The organism is Halomonas sp. I1, assembly GCF_032334135.1.
GTDB lineage: Bacteria > Pseudomonadota > Gammaproteobacteria > Pseudomonadales > Halomonadaceae > Halomonas.
In genome coordinates this window covers 69,656-86,591 of the sequence record NZ_JAVXUS010000012.1, presented here as the reverse complement: position 1 = coordinate 86,591, position 16,936 = coordinate 69,656, and the positions used below count along the sequence as shown (strand labels likewise).

At 65.7% G+C, this 16,936-nt stretch carries 16 protein-coding genes; 6 read left to right on the top strand and 10 right to left on the bottom strand.

Annotated elements, in window-relative coordinates; genetic code table 11:
* Positions 1-218 precede the first annotated feature (218 nt).
* The 3 genes from RSO41_RS13060 (at position 219) to aguA (ending at position 4,191) form a co-directional block, all read left to right on the top strand.
* Complete coding sequence (locus tag RSO41_RS13060; protein WP_315619579.1) at positions 219-1,637, top strand: aminotransferase; 1,419 nt, start codon at positions 219-221, stop codon at positions 1,635-1,637.
* A 65-nt stretch (positions 1,638-1,702) separates the two neighbouring features.
* A complete protein-coding gene (locus RSO41_RS13055; RefSeq protein WP_315619578.1) occupies positions 1,703-3,046 on the top strand; it encodes a Na+/H+ antiporter NhaC family protein in 1,344 nt (447 codons plus the stop codon).
* A 14-nt stretch (positions 3,047-3,060) separates the two neighbouring features.
* On the top strand, positions 3,061-4,191 hold the full coding sequence (gene aguA / locus RSO41_RS13050; protein WP_315619603.1) for an agmatine deiminase: 1,131 nt from the start codon (positions 3,061-3,063) through the stop codon (positions 4,189-4,191).
* A gap of 23 nt (positions 4,192-4,214) precedes the next feature.
* Here the strand turns inward: aguA and RSO41_RS13045 are convergent, their stop codons facing one another.
* A complete protein-coding gene (locus tag RSO41_RS13045) occupies positions 4,215-4,385 on the bottom strand; it encodes a hypothetical protein (protein WP_315619577.1) in 171 nt (56 codons plus the stop codon).
* A 267-nt stretch (positions 4,386-4,652) separates the two neighbouring features.
* Between RSO41_RS13045 and RSO41_RS13040 the strand changes: the two genes are divergently transcribed.
* The gene (locus RSO41_RS13040; RefSeq protein ID WP_315619576.1) at positions 4,653-5,666 is read left to right on the top strand and encodes an LLM class flavin-dependent oxidoreductase; all 1,014 of its coding nucleotides are present in this window, start codon (positions 4,653-4,655) and stop codon (positions 5,664-5,666) included.
* Positions 5,667-5,735: 69 nt separating this feature from the next.
* The gene (locus RSO41_RS13035) at positions 5,736-6,104 is read left to right on the top strand and encodes a hypothetical protein (RefSeq protein ID WP_315619575.1); all 369 of its coding nucleotides are present in this window, start codon (positions 5,736-5,738) and stop codon (positions 6,102-6,104) included.
* Positions 6,105-6,132: 28 nt separating this feature from the next.
* Here RSO41_RS13035 and RSO41_RS13030 read toward each other — a convergent pair whose 3' ends face one another.
* The 6 genes from RSO41_RS13030 to RSO41_RS13005 form a co-directional block, all read right to left on the bottom strand.
* Entirely contained in the window at positions 6,133-6,894 is a 762-nt protein-coding gene (locus tag RSO41_RS13030) for an ion transporter (protein ID WP_315619574.1), read from the bottom strand.
* Between the two features lie 77 nt (positions 6,895-6,971).
* On the bottom strand, positions 6,972-7,757 hold the full coding sequence (locus tag RSO41_RS13025) for a M48 family metallopeptidase (protein ID WP_315619573.1): 786 nt from the start codon (positions 7,755-7,757) through the stop codon (positions 6,972-6,974).
* A gap of 96 nt (positions 7,758-7,853) precedes the next feature.
* Positions 7,854-8,657: an alpha/beta fold hydrolase gene (locus tag RSO41_RS13020; protein ID WP_315619572.1), complete on the bottom strand. Its 804-nt coding sequence runs from the start codon at positions 8,655-8,657 to the stop codon at positions 7,854-7,856.
* 131 nt (positions 8,658-8,788) lie between these two features.
* Positions 8,789-9,997 carry a 3-oxoadipyl-CoA thiolase gene (gene pcaF, locus RSO41_RS13015; RefSeq protein WP_315619571.1) on the bottom strand — a complete coding sequence of 403 codons (1,209 nt, stop codon included), beginning with the start codon at positions 9,995-9,997 and terminating at the stop codon, positions 8,789-8,791.
* Positions 9,998-10,054: 57 nt separating this feature from the next.
* Positions 10,055-10,822 (bottom strand): CoA-transferase subunit beta, encoded by a 768-nt coding sequence (locus tag RSO41_RS13010; protein ID WP_315619602.1) that lies wholly within the window; start codon positions 10,820-10,822, stop codon positions 10,055-10,057.
* Between the two features lie 20 nt (positions 10,823-10,842).
* The gene (locus RSO41_RS13005) at positions 10,843-11,661 is read right to left on the bottom strand and encodes a CoA transferase subunit A (protein WP_315619570.1); all 819 of its coding nucleotides are present in this window, start codon (positions 11,659-11,661) and stop codon (positions 10,843-10,845) included.
* Positions 11,662-12,170: 509 nt separating this feature from the next.
* Here RSO41_RS13005 and RSO41_RS13000 point away from each other — a divergent pair.
* Entirely contained in the window at positions 12,171-12,950 is a 780-nt protein-coding gene (locus tag RSO41_RS13000) for an IclR family transcriptional regulator C-terminal domain-containing protein (RefSeq protein WP_315619569.1), read from the top strand.
* 73 nt (positions 12,951-13,023) lie between these two features.
* On the opposite strand, the gene aroQ is transcribed toward RSO41_RS13000, so the two are convergent.
* The 3 genes from aroQ to RSO41_RS12985 all read right to left on the bottom strand — a co-directional run bounded on the left by aroQ (position 13,024) and on the right by RSO41_RS12985 (position 16,932).
* On the bottom strand, positions 13,024-13,458 hold the full coding sequence (gene aroQ / locus RSO41_RS12995) for a type II 3-dehydroquinate dehydratase (protein ID WP_315619601.1): 435 nt from the start codon (positions 13,456-13,458) through the stop codon (positions 13,024-13,026).
* Positions 13,459-13,490: 32 nt separating this feature from the next.
* Positions 13,491-16,475, bottom strand: a complete 2,985-nt coding sequence (gene glnE / locus RSO41_RS12990) for a bifunctional [glutamate--ammonia ligase]-adenylyl-L-tyrosine phosphorylase/[glutamate--ammonia-ligase] adenylyltransferase (protein ID WP_315619567.1) — start codon at positions 16,473-16,475, stop codon at positions 13,491-13,493.
* 85 nt (positions 16,476-16,560) lie between these two features.
* Positions 16,561-16,932 (bottom strand): diacylglycerol kinase, encoded by a 372-nt coding sequence (locus tag RSO41_RS12985; RefSeq protein WP_315619566.1) that lies wholly within the window; start codon positions 16,930-16,932, stop codon positions 16,561-16,563.
* Positions 16,933-16,936: the final 4 nt, after the last annotated feature.

The window sequence follows — 16,936 nt, the reverse complement described above, 5'->3', positions numbered from 1 at the left end:
AGTAGCGCCCATGGATGGGTTCACAGCGCCTCCTCGGAGACCTGTCGACGGACCAGCCCCGTGCGACAACGCAAACGATAGCCCTGGTGATAGGGGGCAATGCGTGCCGTGGGATCACCTTACGAGGACGGCGCGAGTCCCCGATATACCCCAATCAGGATATGTCGCCCCCTCCCCGAGGCTGGCTAGTCTGGCGCTTACTCAGAGGAGGTATTGCCATGACCACAACAAGCACCCGTCAGACGACCGACCGTCCCGTCCTCGATGCCGAGACCCTGTGGCAGAAGGACAAGGATCACTTCATCCACCCCTTCACCGACTTCAGCACCTTCCACGAGGAGGGCTGCGACCTGATCACCGACAGTGACGGGATCTATGTAGAAGACGCACACGGAAATCGCTTTATCGACGGCATCGCCGGGCTGTGGTGCGTCAACGTCGGGCACGGCCGCGCCGAGATCGGCCAGGCCATGGCCGACCAGGCCACCCGCATGGCCTACTTCTCGACCTTCAACAATCTGTCCAACGCCCCGGCCGCGGAGCTCGCCGCCAAGCTGGCCGAGCTGGCCCCCGCGCATCTGAACCACGTCTTCTACAGCTGCGGCGGCTCGACGGCCAACGACGCCACCATTCGCCTGGTGCACTACTACTTCAACCGCCTGGGCAAGCCGAACAAGAAGCGCATCCTGTCGCGCAACAACGCCTATCACGGCACCACCTATCTGTCCTCGACCCTGACCGGCATCGCCAGCAACAACTGGGCGTTCGACACCCTCGACCACCTGGTGACCCACCTCAGCGAGGCCAATTGCTATCGTCGCCCCGAGGGCATGAGCGAGGCCGAGTACTGCGATCACCTGGTGAAGGAATTCGAGGACACCGTCGCCGAGATCGGCGCCGACAACATCGCCGCCTTCATCGCCGAGCCGATCATGGGCGCCGGCGGCGTACTGGTGGCCCCCGAGGGCTACCACAAGCGCATGCAGGCGGTGTGCCGCGCCAACGAGATCCTGTTCATCGCCGACGAGGTGGTCACCGGCTTCGGCCGCCTGGGGCACTTCTTCGCCTCCGAGGCGGTGTTCGAGACCCAGCCGGACATCATCAACTGCGCCAAGGGGCTATCTTCCGGCTACGCGCCGCTGGGCGCCACCCTGATCTCCGACGAGCTCTACGAGGTGCTGGGCACCCCGCAGGGCAAGGGCGGCGTGCTGAGCACCGGCTTCACCTACTCCGGTCATCCGGTGAGCTGCGCGGCGGCACTGAAGAGCATCGAGATCATCGAGCGCGAGGCGATCTGCGAGAATGTCCGCGAGGTCGGCCCCTACCTCGAGCAGCAGCTCAAGACCCTTTCGCACCATAAAACGGTCGGGGATGTCCGAGGGAGCCACTTTATGATGTGTCTCGAGAACGTGGCCGACAAGGACACCAAGGAGCTGTTGCCGGTGGAGGCGCGGGTCGGCGACCGCATCGCCTTCGAGGCCCAGCAGCGCGGCTTGATCATTCGCCCGGTGGGCCATCTGAACGTGATCTCGCCGACCCTGATCTGGAGCCGCGAGACCGTCGACACCGCGGTGGCGATCCTCGACGAGGCGCTCACTGCGGCCACCGAATCCCTGCGAGAAGACGGCTTCCTGTAAGACGCAATCACCCGGCCGCCACTCGACAGGGGCCGTCACCCAACAACGACAATAGAGATCGACCCATGGATACCTATGGCGCCTGGAGCCTGATCCCCACCCTGGTGGTGCTGGGCATGGCTCTGCTGACCCGACGCACTATCGAATCCCTGCTGGCCGGCACCCTGGTCGGCCTGCTGATGATCGACCCGACCACCGTCGTCACCCAGGGCTCCGACATCCTGCTCGGGGTGCTGGGCAACGACACCGTCACCTGGATCATTCTGGTCTGCGGCCTGTTCGGCAGCCTGATCGCCCTGCTGGTCAAGACCGGCGGGGTGCTGAGCTTCGGCGACGTGATGACCCGCCGCATCCACACCAAGCAACAGAGCCTGCTGACCACCTGGTTCCTGGGCCTGATCATCTTCGTCGACGACTACCTGAACGCGCTGACCATCAGCGCCTCGATGAAGAAGATCACCGACCGCTTCGGCATCTCCCGGGAGAAGCTGGCCTATATCGTCGACTCCACCGCGGCCCCAATCTGCATCCTGGTGCCCTTCTCCACCTGGGCGGTGTTCTTCGCCGGCCTGCTGGAGGAGAACAACGTGACCGGCAACGGCATGGGGCTGTACATCGAGGCCATCCCCTACATGTTCTATGCCTGGGTGGCGGCGGCCATCGTGCCGCTGGTGGCGCTCGGCTGGATGCCCGACATCGGCCCGATGAAGGCCGCCGAGGCCCGCGCCGCGGGCGGCCAGCTGATGCCCGAGGGGGTCGATGACACCGCCCTGGAGGTGGACGAGGACAAGCCGCGCCCGCACCTGATCAACTTCCTGCTGCCCATCGCCACCCTGATCTTCTTCACCTGGTACTTCGACATCGACATCCTGCGCGGCGTCATCGTGTCGCTGGCCGTGCTGCTGGTGCTGATCGGCGCCCAGCGCCTGCTGAGCTTCCACGAGACCTTCGACACCGCCCTGGACGGGTTCAAGGCGATGATCATGCCGCTCGGCACCCTGGTGGCCGGCTTCACCCTCAAGGAGGTCAACGACGTCCTGGGGCTGACCGACTTCGTGATCACCACCGTGGAGCCGCTGATGACCTCCGGCCTGCTGCCCGCGGTGGTGTTCGTCACCATGGCCTTCCTGGCCTTCGCCACCGGTTCCTTCTGGGGCCTGTTCGCCGTGGCCATGCCCATCGTGCTGCCCCTGGCCGCCAGCGTCGACGCCAGCATGCCGCTGGTGGTGGGCGCGCTGATCTCGGCCAGCGCCTTCGGCAGCCACGCCTGCTTCTACGGCGACTCCACCGTGCTCTCGGCCCAGGGCAGCGGCTGCACGCCGATGGCCCACGCCCTGACCCAGCTTCCCTATGTGCTGATTGCCGCCACCATCGCCACCGGTGTATTCCTGGTGGTCGGCCACCTGTGAGACCTGCCATGACGATGACATCTCCCCAAGGCGCCCGGACGGGCGCCACTCCCGAGAGCCCGGCGGCCCAGGGCTTCGCCATGCCCGCCGAGTTCGCCCCCCATGAGGCCTGCTGGATGCTCTGGCCCCAGCGTCCCGACACCTGGCGCTACGGGGCCAAGCCGGCCCAGCAGGCCTTCGTCGAGGTGGCCACGGCCATCGCCGAGAGCGAGACGGTGTTCGTCGGCGTCAACGACGAGCAGTACGAGAACGCCCGCATCCAGCTGCCCGATCACGTGCGGGTGGTCGAGCTCTCCTGCAACGACGCCTGGATGCGCGACGTGGGCCCCACCTTCCTCACCCATCCGGACGGCCGCCTGGCCATGGTCGACTGGGAGTTCAACGCCTGGGGCGGCCTGCAGGGCGGGCTCTACTTTCCCTGGGACAAGGATCGCCGCATCCGCACCAAGATCGCCGAGATGCTCGGCGTCGAGCGCTTCGTGGCGCCGGTAGTACTGGAGGGAGGGGCCATCCACGTGGATGGCGAAGGCACCCTGCTGACCACCGAGGAATGCCTGCTCAACGCCAACCGCAACCCGGACCTGTCGAAGGCCGAGATGGAGCGGATCCTGTGCGACACCCTGGGCGTGCAGAAGGTGATCTGGCTGCCCCGCGGCTGCCACCTCGACGAGACCGACGGCCACGTCGACAACCTGGTCTGCTTCGTGGCCCCCGGCGAGGTGGCCCTGACCTGGACCGACGACGAGGCCGACCCGCAGCACGCCATCTCCCGGGAGGCGCTGGCCGTGCTGGAGAGCGCCACCGACGCCCGGGGCCGGACGCTGACGGTGCACCGGCTGCCCCAGCCCGGGCCACTGCATATCGGCGAGGACGAGGCCAGCGGCATCGACCGCCTGAGCCATTCCCACCCGCGGCGCCCCGGCGACCGCATGGCCGGCTCCTACGTGAACTTCTACATCGGCGACTCGGTGGTGGTGATGCCGCTGCTCGACCCGGCCCGGGACGACGAGGCCCTTGCCATCATCGAAGGGCTGTTCCCGACGCGACGCGTGATCGGCGTACCGGCCCGGGAGATCCTGCTCGGCGGCGGTAACATCCACTGCATCACCCAGCAGCAGCCCCGGAAACATCGCGATCAAGCATGACAAGGTAAGCGACGCCACGGTCCTTATAGCGTCAGGTTGAGGATCAGCGCCGCCCCGCCGACCAGCAGGGCGGTTATCACGGCAAGCGTCACGACCCTGTCCAGCCACCGGTCGAAACGACCCCAATCGCACCGCAACCGCCGGCTCGGCGCATGCCGCCGAGTCGCGCCGGTTCGCCTGCGAGTCCGTGACATCTCCGCCATTTTTCCTCCGACACCCTGAGCGCCTGCGGTGCTCACCGCGCGCCCGTCTCCATCCATGTGGTCAATCTCGCCATCCTGGCGAAGAAAAACGCCAATATCATGAGTATAAGTAAACGCACGCCGCATGCCATGCTTTACGTATACCTTGTCAGCATCATCGCACGCGCGTGACGACTCCCCCGATCGTCCTTCCCCATTGTTTCTTCCTTGCGTCGCCCTCACCTACAAAGAAAGCATGCTAACTTTTGGGAGATCCCCATGCCCCGACTGGCCGATACCCCCCTCTCCGTTCTGGACCTGGCCCCGATCCGACAGGGCGGCAGCGCCGCCGACAGCTTCAACGAGAGCGTCGCACTGGCCCGCCTGACCGAACGCCTCGGCTTCACGCGCTACTGGGTCGCCGAACACCACAGCATCGATGGCATCGCCAGCGCCGCCACCGCCGTGTTGATCGGCCACCTGGCGGGAAAGACCTCGCATATCCGCGTGGGCAGCGGTGGCATCATGCTGCCCAACCACCCGCCTCTGGTGATCGCCGAACAGTTCGGTACCCTGGAGACCCTCTATCCAGACCGCATCGACCTCGGCCTCGGCCGCGCCCCGGGTTCCGACGGCGCCACCATGGCGGCCATGCGCCGTGACCCGCGCGCCGGCGTCGACGACTTCCCTCAGCGCCTCGAAGAGCTACGCGGCTTCCTCGACGACGAGCGGGCCGACCAGCGTGTGCGCGCCATCCCCGGGCAAGGCACCAGGGTGCCCCTCTGGTTGCTTGGCTCCAGCGACTACAGCGCGCGACTGGCCGCCCGTGAAGGCCTGCCCTTCGCCTTCGCCGCCCAGTTCGCCCCCGCCCAGTTGCACGACGCCCTGCGGCTGTATCGCGATAACTTCCAGCCGTCTTCGGTTCTGGACGCGCCCTACGCCATGGTCGGCCTGCCGGTGGTTGCCGCCGAAGACGATGACCGGGCGGAGTTCCTCGCCTCGACGGCACGTCAGAAGTTTCTCGGCATGATACGTGGTCGCCGCACCCGAGCCCTGCCGCCGGTGGAGCAGCTCGACTGGTCTCCCCTGGAGCAAGCACAGGTCGAACAGTTCTTCGGTGCCGCCGTGATCGGTGGTCCACAGCGCGTGCGCGACGGCCTGGAGGGCTTTCTGGAAAGCACCGGAGCGGATGAGCTGATGATCCATACCGATGTCTATGCACAAGAAGATCGCCTGCGAAGCTACGAAATACTCGGCGAACTCTGGCAGACTGGCCGCACGGAACATTCATGAAGCAGCGCTTTCCAAGTGGCAGTCATTCACGGCACGGTCGCGACGCGACCGGCCTTCATGGAGATTCCCATGTCCAACCCCAATGACCCACGCAGCAACGCCGCCTGGCGTGCCGCTCAACAGTGGCAGCAGCGTGCCCGCCAGGCCAAGCCCGGCGGCAATGTCAGCGGTATCAAGCTGCTGTTCACCTGGCTGTTCTTCGGCGTGATGATGATCATCGGCACCGTGATCGGCCTGGTCTTCCTGTTGATCGGCTGGGCCATGTTGCCCTTCCTGCGCCGCCGCATGAAGAAACGCATGGAAGAAATGCGCGCCGAACAGGCCCAGGACGTCGGCGGCGCGACGTACCGAGAGCCCCGCTCCGGCGATGGCCGCGCGCGAGACCACCAGGTGCTCGAAGGTGACTACGAGACCCGCGACGACCGCTCGAATTCCTGAGTCGCCATGCCGCAAACGAAATAGCCCATCAACGCTCGCCGGGGGGTGAGTCACGCTCCTCGCGCAGGGCCGCGACTTCCTGGCGAAGCGTCTGGATCTCGCCATACAGGTCGCGGATCAACTCACGACTGGCGCGGTGCTGACGGGCATTCTCGTCGTCCTGTTCCTCGACGAACAGCGAGCCGACGTAGGCGGCGAAACTGCCGAACATGCCGACCCCGGCGACCATCAACATGGCCGCCACGACGCGCCCCAGGGTCGTGATCGGATAGTAGTCGCCATACCCCACGGTGGTGACCGTGACGAAAGCCCACCACAGGGCCTCCTCGGCGGTGTCGATGCTGCTTTCCGGGTTGGGCCCTTCCACCATCAGGATCGTCATGGACCCGAAGGCCACCAGAAGCAGGGTCGCCGTCGTGACGGAAATGAAGAAACCCTTCGCACGGTTGCGGAAAAGCAGTCGCCAGATCATGTGCAGGGACTTGATTGCCCGCAGCAGGCGAATGACCTGAACCACCCGCACCAGACGGCCGGCAAACAGCCACCCAGCAGGAATACTGGCCACCAGGTCGATCCAGCCCCAGCGCATGAAGCGCCACTTGTTTCGCGCGGCTCGAAAACGGATGCAGAAGTCGGCGAAGAAGAACACGCAGACGACCAGGTCGATATAGTGCAGCAGGCGCGACATCTCGGGCGAAAGCGTGAACAGCACGTCCACCGCCAGGGCACCGAGCACATAGATCGACAGCACCAGGATCAGTAACTGGAAGGGGGATAGACGATCATCCATGGACGGCTACCGGGTTGCGAAGACAGGCCCTCGCCACCTTACCCGGCCATGCCCGGCTTGTCGCCCCGGGAGACGTGTCACGAGCAGGATGAAGGAACGGCCGTTTCACGAATGCCTTGTGCCTCCGGAAGGTACTCCTTCAACTGTCCGATACGCGACTCATGCGCCGGATGAGTCGACAGGAACTCCGGGGGCTGATCGCCCCCGACGGCGGCCATGTTCCGCCACAGCGCCACACTCTGGGCGGGATCGAAGCCCGCCTCGGCCATGATCATCAGGCCCATCAGATCGGCCTCTTCCTCATGGGTGCGACTGAAGGGCAAGGCGATACCCAGTCGCGCCCCGATACCCAGCGCACGCTGCAACGGCTCCTGGGCAAGTTCACCCTCGCCGAGCAGGCCGACCAGCAGCAGCGCCGACTTGATGCCCAGTTGCTGAGTCATGCGCTCGTTACCATGATCGGCCAGCACATGCCCGATTTCGTGCCCGATCACCGCTGCCAGCTGTGACGGCGACTCGGCCACCCTCAACAAGCCGGCATGCACACCGATGCGGCCGCCCGGCAAGGCGAAGGCATTGGGCGACGATCGATCGAATACTGCCACTTCCCATTCATCGGGCATGTCCACCTGCGGGTAATGGCGCCGCGCGGCGGCTACCAGCTCCCGAGCGATGCACTCCACTTGCCGATTGATAGCGGACTCGGTAACGACCGGCCCTTGCTGTCGCATCTGTTCGAAGGCATCCGCCCCCATCCGCGACATCAACGCCTCGGGCACCAGTGCCAGCTGCTGACGACCGGTGGGCGTCTGATCGCAGCCGGCCAGAAGCAGAATCGCCGTCACAAGCAGGAATAGACGCATTGGCGGCACTCTCCAGATCATCGAGGCGCCAGCATATCATCGAGGCAACAGGTATTCGTGCAGTTGGCGACACAACTGCTCAGTAAAAATGCCTCACTACTGCCAGCATGCCAGCAAGTACGTTGCGACGTCGCCCGGTCTTTCCACCGAGGGCACGTGGCCGACGGCCTCGAGGACCTCCAGCGGTGCGCCGTCGCACTCGGCGGCCAGGGCCTGCAGGGTCTCGGGCGGGGTCGCCATGTCCTCGCTGCCGCCCAACAGATGGACGTCGACGCCCTGGGGGCGAGCGCACGCTTCCTTGAGTTGACCGCGGAAGTCGCTGCGACCGAGCATCTCGCACAGCCGGGCATAGCTCTCGCCGTCGGTGCGCGCCATCTGGACGCACCAGCCGCTCTCCAGGGCCGGGACGCGCTTGATCAGGTCGGCGGCGAACCAGCGCGGCACGATCTCGCCGGCCATGGCCGCCAGGCCTTCCTCGCGCACGCGGCCAGCACGGGTATTCCACATCTCGGCGTTGCCGATCACCGCCCCGGTGTTGGTCAGGGTCACCGACAGTAGTCGCTCGGCGTGGGCCTTGAGCAACTGCTGTCCGACCACACCACCGATTGAGGTGCCGACGAAGTGGAAGCGTGCCGCGCCGGCCTGATCGGCCAGGGCCAAGGCCTCGGCGGCCAACGCCTCGGGGGTGACCTCACCGCCGTCGGCCGGCCAAGCCTCACTGGCGCCGTGCCCCGGCAGGTCCCAGGTCAGCACCCGATAGCGCGGCAGCAGCGACGCCAGCACGTCGTCCCACACCGCCTGGGTCATGCCCAACGGATGGGCCAGGACCACCAGCGGATTGGCCTCGGCGCCCAGCAAGCGATAGGCCACGCTGCGGCCGTCGATATTCAGAAATGCCATCCGATCTCTCCCATGACAAGGCACCGACGCAAGGCGCGACGCCTTATTCGACATAGACGGAAGAACGCGGCTTCGCCGCTCAAGAGGGAAGACCGGTCTCTTCCCTCTTCTCCCTTCCCTCTTCTATCCCTTTACGCCCGCTCGATCAGCGTGGCGATGCCTTGGCCCACGCCGACGCACATGGTGCACAGCGCATAGCGCTTGCCGGTCTTCTGGAGCTCATGGGCGGCGGTCATCAGCAGCCGCGCGCCGGACATGCCCAGCGGGTGGCCCAGGGCGATGGCGCCGCCATTGGGGTTCACGCGCGGGTCGTCGTCCTCGAGGCCCAGGTCGCGCATGCAGGCGAGCGCCTGGGCGGCGAAGGCCTCGTTGAGCTCGATGACGTCGATCTCGTCGAGGGAGACGCCGGTGCGCTCGAGCAGGCGACGCACCGCGGGCACCGGGCCATAGCCCATGATACGCGGCTCGACGCCGGCGGTGGCCATGCCGACGACCCTGGCCATCGGCTGCAGGCCGTGCTGCTCCACCGCCGCTTGGCTGGCCACCAGCATCGCCGCGGCACCGTCGTTGACCCCGGAGGCGTTGCCCGCGGTGACGCTGCCACCCTCCGCCTTGAAGGGCGTGGGCAGCTTGGCGAGCTTCTCGACGGTGGTGCCGGCGCGCGGGTGCTCGTCGGTATCGAAAACCAGCGGCTCCTGCTTGCGGCGCGGGATCTCGATGGCGACGATCTCCTCGGCAAAGCGGCCGGCCTGCTGGGCCTCGGCGACCTTGGCCTGGGAGCGCGCGGCGAAGGCGTCCTGGTCCTCGCGGGAGATGCCGAACTGCTCGGCCACGTTCTCCGCGGTCTCGGGCATCGAGTGGGTCTCGTAGACCTTCTTCATCAACGGGTTGACGAAGCGCCAGCCGATGGTGGTGTCCTCGATCTGCTGGCCGCGGGAGTAGGCACCCTCGGCCTTGCCCATCACATAGGGCGCCCGGGACATGGACTCCACGCCACCGGCCAGCGCCAGGTCCATCTCGCCGGCCTTGATGGCGCGGAAGGCGGTGCCCACGGCGTCCATGCCCGAGCCGCACAGGCGGTTCATGGTGGTGCCTGGAACCGAGGGCGGCAGGCCGGCCAGCAGCGACGACATGCGCGCCACGTTGCGGTTGTCCTCGCCGGCCTGGTTGGCGCAGCCCATGAAGACTTCCTCGATCGCCGCGGCCTCGAGCCGGGGCGCCTCGGCCAACACGGCCTTGAAGATGTCGGCGGCCAGGTCGTCGGGACGCACGCCGGCCAGGGTGCCGCCGAAGCGGCCGATGGCGCTGCGGCGCGGATGACAGAGATAGACGTCGGTCATGGCAAGACTCCTTGATCGCCCCGGCGCAGCCGGGACGACGATGTCGTTGGCGGCGGCTTATTGGCCGGTGTGAGCGCGGGCGGTCCTATCCTTGAGCTCACGCAGCACCTCGAGCTCGCGGGCGCTGGGCTCCGGGGTGCTCTCCAGGGACTCGGCGAAGCGGATCTCCCAGCCGGTGGCCTCCTGAACCTGCTCGGCAGTCACGCCCGGATGCAGCGACACCACCACCAGCTCCTTGGTCTCTGGATCCGGTTTCATCACGCACAGGTCGGTGATCACCCGGGTCGGGCCCTTGCCGATGTTGGGCACGCCGTCGCGGCCCTTGCCGTCGCGTCCGAAGCCCAGGGTGGTGACGAAGTCGACCTGGTCGACGAAGGCGCGCTTGGAGTGCTTGAGGGTGATGAAGACCTCCCCCGCATTCGTCGCGATCTCGGGGGCCCCGCCTCCGCCCGGAAGACGCACCTTGGGCGCGGTGTAGTCGCCGATCAGCGTGGTGTTGAGGTTGCAGTAGCGGTCGATCTGGGCGGTGCCGAGGAAACCGACGTTGATCTTTCCGCCCTGCAGCCAGTAGCGGAACATCTCCGGCACCGAGACGGTGGTCAGCGCGGTCTCGGCGAGCTCGCCGTCGCCGATCGACAGCGGCAGCACCTCGGGCTTGGTCTGCAGGGTGCCGGACTCGTAGATCAGCACCACATCCGGGGCGTGGGTCAGGCGCGCCAGGTTGGCGGCCTCACTGGGCAGGCCGATGCCGACGAAGCAGGTGGTGCCGTTCTCCAGCGCCCGCGCGGCGGTCACGGTCATCATCTCGCCGGCGGTGTAATCCAGGCTCTTCTCGACGGTACTCATCAGGCGTTCTCCCCGGCGTTCATGACGTTCTCATCGATCCATTGGGTGAAGGCGTCGCGGTCGCGGGCGATGGCGTCCCACTCCTTGTAGAAGCGGTTGTTGCGCGGGTAGTAGCCGTGCGCATAGGACGGCAGCGAGCCCTTCTCGGCCACGGCGATGGCGTCGATGGCCCAGCCCGGGATCACGCAGGCATTGGGATGGGTGTCGAGGTCGTCGACGATCTCCTCGACCGTGACGATGCTGTGCCTGGCGGCCAGTACGGCCTCCTTCTGCACGCCGACGATGCCCTCCACCAGCACGTTGCCGGCGCGGTCGGCCTTCTGGGCGTGGACGATGGAGACGTCCGGACGCACCGAAGGCACCGCCGCCAGGCGCTCGCCGGTGAAGGGGCACTCGATGAACTTGATCTGGTCGTTGACGTTGGGCAGCTCGCTGCCCACATAGCCACGCAGCACGGCCAGCGGTAGCCCGGCGGCCCCGGCCTCGAAGGCGCACGCCATGGCGGCATGGCTGTGCTCGAGGATCTCGATCTGGCGTGGCCAACCCTTCTCCACCGCATCGCGCAGGCGGTGCAGGGAACCCACGCCGGGGTTGCCGCCCCAGGAAAAGATCACCTTCTTCGCGCAGCCGGCGCCGATCAGCTGGTCGTAGACCAGGTCGGGCGTCATGCGGATCAGGGTCAGGTCACGTTTGCCCTGGCGGATGACTTCATGTCCGGTGGCAAAGGGAATCAGGTGGGTGAAGCCCTCCATGGCCACGGTGGCGCCGTCTTCGACGTAGCGCGCCACCGCGTCATGCAGGCTGAGGATCTCGGCCATGATATTCGCCTCTGATGGGAACGCCCGGAGCGGCGGCTCGCAAGGCTCGCCGGCGTTCGCGGTTGCTGTTCTAAACAAATTGTGCGCTATACGAACATAGATTTGTTATACGAACAACTTAATCTTTGCTCTCGGCTCAGTCAAATCCACCAACAAACAAATGGGGCCGGCATTGCCGACCCCTTGGTAAAAAATTCTTTTATTTTCATTCGACTACAATTACGCATAGCCATATGGTTGCCGACTCCTCCGGTGCTTCGCTACTACCAAGGTATAAAGACGGAAAGCGACGACGGGATACCAGCATGCCGGAAGAGAAAGTCTCGCCACGGCAAGAGCGCCGGTCCATGGGGAAGTAGCAGAATCAGTTCGGGAGAATGGCATGACCCTTCCCGTCGAAGAGTAGGGGCGAGCCTCTCACTCAGCCTAGGTCGGACATATGTTCGCAATTCGAACATATATGCTAGATTGGTGACGAATCGACATGAACCCCCTGCGAAGACACGCCCATGCAAGACGAGACACTGACAGCCGACGATCGCGACTTCGTGACGGCATTGGCCAGCGGCCTGGAAGTCATCCAGGCCTTCGACGAAGATACCCCGCGCATGACACTGAGCGAGGTCGCCGCCAAGACAGACATGAACCGGGCCCGCGCCCGCCGCTTCCTGCTGACGCTCCATGCCCTGGGCTACGTGCGCAAACAACAGCGCCACTTCGAACTCGCTCCCAAGGCCCTGCAGCTAGGCTATGCCTACCTGTCTGCCAACAACTACCGCTCGGTGATTCAGCAATACCTGGAAGACATCACCGCCGAGATCGGCGAATCCTCGTCGCTGGGGGTGCTGGACGGCAACGAAGTGATCTATGTGGCCCGTTCTGCCGCCAAGCATAGGCTGATGGCGATCACCCTGTCGGTCGGTACACGCCTGCCGGCGGCCTATACCTCGATGGGACGTGTGCTGCTGTCACAGCTACCGGATGAGGAACTGGCCCGCTACCTCGAACAGGTGGAACTCGAACCCCATACCGAATGCTCCATCACCGACACGGCTCAGTTGCGCAACTGTCTCGAACAGGTACGCCAACAGGGTTACAGCATCGTCGATCAGGAACTGGACCCGGGGCTGCGCTCACTGGCCGTACCGGCCTTCGATGCCAACGGCAAACTGCTTGGCGCCATCAACATCAGCACCAACGCCGCACGCATCGACTTCGACACCCTCACCCAATCGTTCCTGCCGCTGCTGCAGGACAAGGTGCAGTTGATCCGTACCCATGTCAGCTGAGTCACGCGCCTACGCCGCCTTCACCATGCCGACGGCGCGCCGCTGTTCGTCTCGCCCGGATAGAACCGGGGCATCAGGCGTCGGCCATTACCGCCTCAAGCGCCAGCCCGTAACCCCGGCTGCCGAGCCCGGCGATCACCCCGTCGGCGCGCAGCGAGACGTAGGAGTGGTGACGAAACGTCTCGCGCTGGTGGACATTGGAGAGGTGCACCTCGATCACCTTGCCGTCGAAGGCATTGAGGGCATCGAGAATCGCGACCGAGGTATGGGTATAAGCCGCGGGGTTGATGATGATCGCCACGGTGCCATCCAGCCGGGCGGCATGAATGGCATCGATCAGTTCCCCCTCGTGATTGCTCTGCCGAACGTCGATCTCCCAGCCCGCTCCCATGGCCTGTTCACGCAGGGAATCATCAATGTCGGCGAGCGTTTCTCGGCCGTAGATATCCGGCTGGCGGGTGCCCAGCAGGTTGAGATTGGGGCCATGCAGGATCAGGACCTTGTTCATGATGATGGCTTCCTTGTTCGTGGTGCCGGCGGTCATGCCCCCGGCTCGAGCAGCCGTTCCCATACCGCGACGACGGCATCGCGGTGTCTCTGGAAGTCCTCGACTCCGCCGCGGGCCGGTTCGCGGGTCAGGGCTGAGCGATGGGACGCCGTGCGGCAGGCCAGATAGGCCTCGCGCAGCCGGCGGCAATCGTCGGCCGGTAGCCGACCGGTCTCCTCGAGGGTCTCGAGGATGCGCATGTTGTCGCTGTAGGTCAGCAGCTCGGGCGTCTCGTGCCCCATGGCGAGTACCGCGTACTGGCACAGGAACTCGATGTCGACCATACCGCCCGGGTCGTGCTTGAGATCGAAGCTGTCGGCATCGGCCTTGCCGCCCAGGTGCTCGCGCATCCGGTTGCGCATGGCCACGACCTCGCCCCGCAGCTCGCCGAGGTCACGTTCGCCGCCGAGGATATCGCAGCGTACCTCGGCGAAACGCTCGCTCAAGGTGTCGTGGCCCGCCACCACGCGCGCTCTGACCAGGGCCTGATGCTCCCAGGTCCAGGCTTCACGGCGCTGGTAATCGGCGAAGGCATCGAGACTCGAGACCAGTAGTCCCGAGTTGCCCGAGGGACGCAGGCGCATGTCGACCTCGTAGAGGCTACCTGCCGGCGTCATGGCGGTAAGCAGGTGGATGATGCGCTGGCCGAGCCGGGTAAAGAATACCGCGTTGTCGATGGGCCTTTCTCCGTCGGTGCTGCCCTGCCCGGCGCCGTCGTGCAGGAACACCAGGTCCAGGTCGGAACCATAGCCGAGCTCGATGCCGCCGAGCTTGCCGTAACCGATGATCAGAAATTCCGGCACCTGGTCACAGCGACCGCCATCTCGACGTTCGGGAAAACCATGCTTGCGCGTCAGGTGCTTCCAGGCCATGGCCAGCACCGCCTCGAGCACCACTTCGGCGATATAGGTCAGGTAGTCGCTGACCTTCATCAGGTGACGGGTGCCGGCGATGTCCGAGGCGGCGACGTGCAGCACCTGGGCGTGCTTGAAGACCCGCAACGCCTCCAGCTGACCTTCCTCGTCATCCTCGGGAATCCGCCCCAGGGTCTGGCGCAGCTCATCGGCCAGGCGCGCCTTGTCGGCCGGGGTATAGAGGGTATCCGGTGTGAGCAGCTCATCGAGCAGAATGGGGTAGCGCGCCAGTTGCTCGGCGATCCAGGGGCTGGCGCTGCACAGACGCATGAGATGCTCCAGGGCCACCGGGTTCTCGCGAAGCAGCGCCAGATAGGCGGTGCGGCGCAGCACCGCTTCGATCAACGGCAGCACCCGCTCCAGAGCCGTATCAGGCGCATCGCTGTCCGCAGCAGCCTCCAGCAGCAAGGGCATCAGGGCATCGAGACGTTCGAAGCCGATGCGCTGCATGGCCTGAATCTGCCGGGAGCGGCGCAGCGCCATCAATCGGCGCAGGCTGGCATCGGCCGCAACGAAACCGCCCGTCTCCAGCAGGGCCATGGCGTCTTCGTCGCTTTCATGGCCGCGCCACAGGGCCCGCCATTCCTCGAGATCGACGCCGCTGTTCCCTTCCGAGGCCTCGTCGTCCTGTTCCGAGTCCTCCTCGGGCTCGGCGATCACCGCATCGAAATGCCGGCGTACTCGCGCCCGGACCTCGTCGAGGCGCCCCATCACCGCCGGCCAGTCTTCCATGTCCAGCCCCAGGGCGACGCGCTCGCGTTCGAGCTCGCCATCGGGCAGTGTCTGGGTCTGGCGATCCTCGAGGGCTTGCAGGATATGCTCCAGGTCACGCAGGAAGCGATAATCCGGTTCGAGTTCGTCGACCACCTCTTGCGGCAGCAACCCCAGCCCCGGCAAACGCTCGAGCGCCGTGCGCAACGAGGTCACCTGCAGCTCCGTGTCACGCCCTCCGCGGATCAACTGGAAGGCCTGCACCACGAATTCCACCTCGCGAATGCCACCGGGGCCGAGCTTGATGTTGTCCTCCATGCCGCGGCGCTTCACCTCGCGGTTGATCATCGACTTCAACTCGCGCAGCGATTCGATGGCACCGAAGTCGAGGTACTTGCGATAGACGAAGGGCCGCAGGCTGGCCAGCAACTCATCGCCGGCATCCCGGTCACCGGCGACCGGCCGCGCCTTGAGCATGGCGTAGCGTTCCCATTCACGCCCCTGATCCTGATAGTAGCCAGCCAGGGAGGCGAAGCTGCCGACCAGGGGCCCGCCATCCCCCAGGGGACGCAGCCGCATGTCGACTCGGAAGGCGAAGCCGTCGGCGGTCACCGCGTCCAGCGCGGCGATCAACTTCTGGCCGAGCTTGGTAAAATATTCCTGATGCGCCAGCGACTTGCGTCCCCCCTGGGTCTCGCCCTTCTCCGGAAAGGCGAAGATCAGGTCGATGTCGGAGGAGAGGTTGAGTTCGCCGGCCCCAAGCTTGCCCATGCCCAGTACCACCAGACGCTGCTCGCTGCCGTCGGCCCGCGCCGCAGGACGCCCCCAGCGCGGCTCGACGTGAGCCTCGAGCCAGGTCAGGGCCGACTCCAGGCATATCTCGGCCAGGCGCGACACGGCAGCGCTGGTGCTCCACATATCGACACCCGCCGGACGGGTCAGGTCGCGCCACACGATGCCCAGCATGCGAGCCTGCCGAAATCGCCGAATGGCAGCATGCATGGCCGCTTCATCCTCGACGTCCTCGAGGCGTCCTTCGAGCGACTCGCGCAGTACCGCCTCGGACGGCGCCTCATCCAGCTCGCCCTCGGCGTCCAGATGGGCGAGCCAATCGGGATGCCGTACCAGCGTCTCCACGGCAAAGCCGGAAACGGCCAGCACCCGGGCCAGTTGTTCGCGCCGACCGGGTGACAGTGCCGTCCAGCACTCGCTGGGCGCCTCCTGTCCCTGCATCGAGGCCAGGTTGTCGGCCTGCTCAAGCGAAGCAGCGAGGCGCTCCCAGGCATGTCGCAACGCCGTGGTCGGCGGTTCGGGAATGGCATCCAGGGGCAGGAAATCGGTAGGCAGGGCCATGGGCGTCTCATCGTCGGCTGGCGAATGCCCTCAGCATAACCAAGCGAGCGCCTCAGACACTAGGCGCGTTCAGGGAAACGCCGATTTACCCCAGGAACTTGTCCCACAACAGCAGCCCCCAGGTCAGCCCGGCGAAGATCAACGCCAGCATCACCGCGGCCGAGCCGATGTCCTTGGCGCGCCCGGAGAGCTTGTGACGCTCGGGCCCGATGCGATCCACCACGCTTTCGACGGCGGTGTTGAGCAGCTCGACGATCAGCACCAGCAGGCAGCTACCGACCAGCAGGATCCACTCCACCGGCGACCCACCGACCCACCAGGCCAGGGGTATCAATACCAGGCAGAGGCCAAGCTCCTGACGGAAGGCCGATTCATAGCGATAGGCCGCCTTGAACCCCTTCAAGGAATAGCGAGTGGAATGCACCAGGTGGCGCCAGCCGGTGTGTCCAGGTTTCATGAGC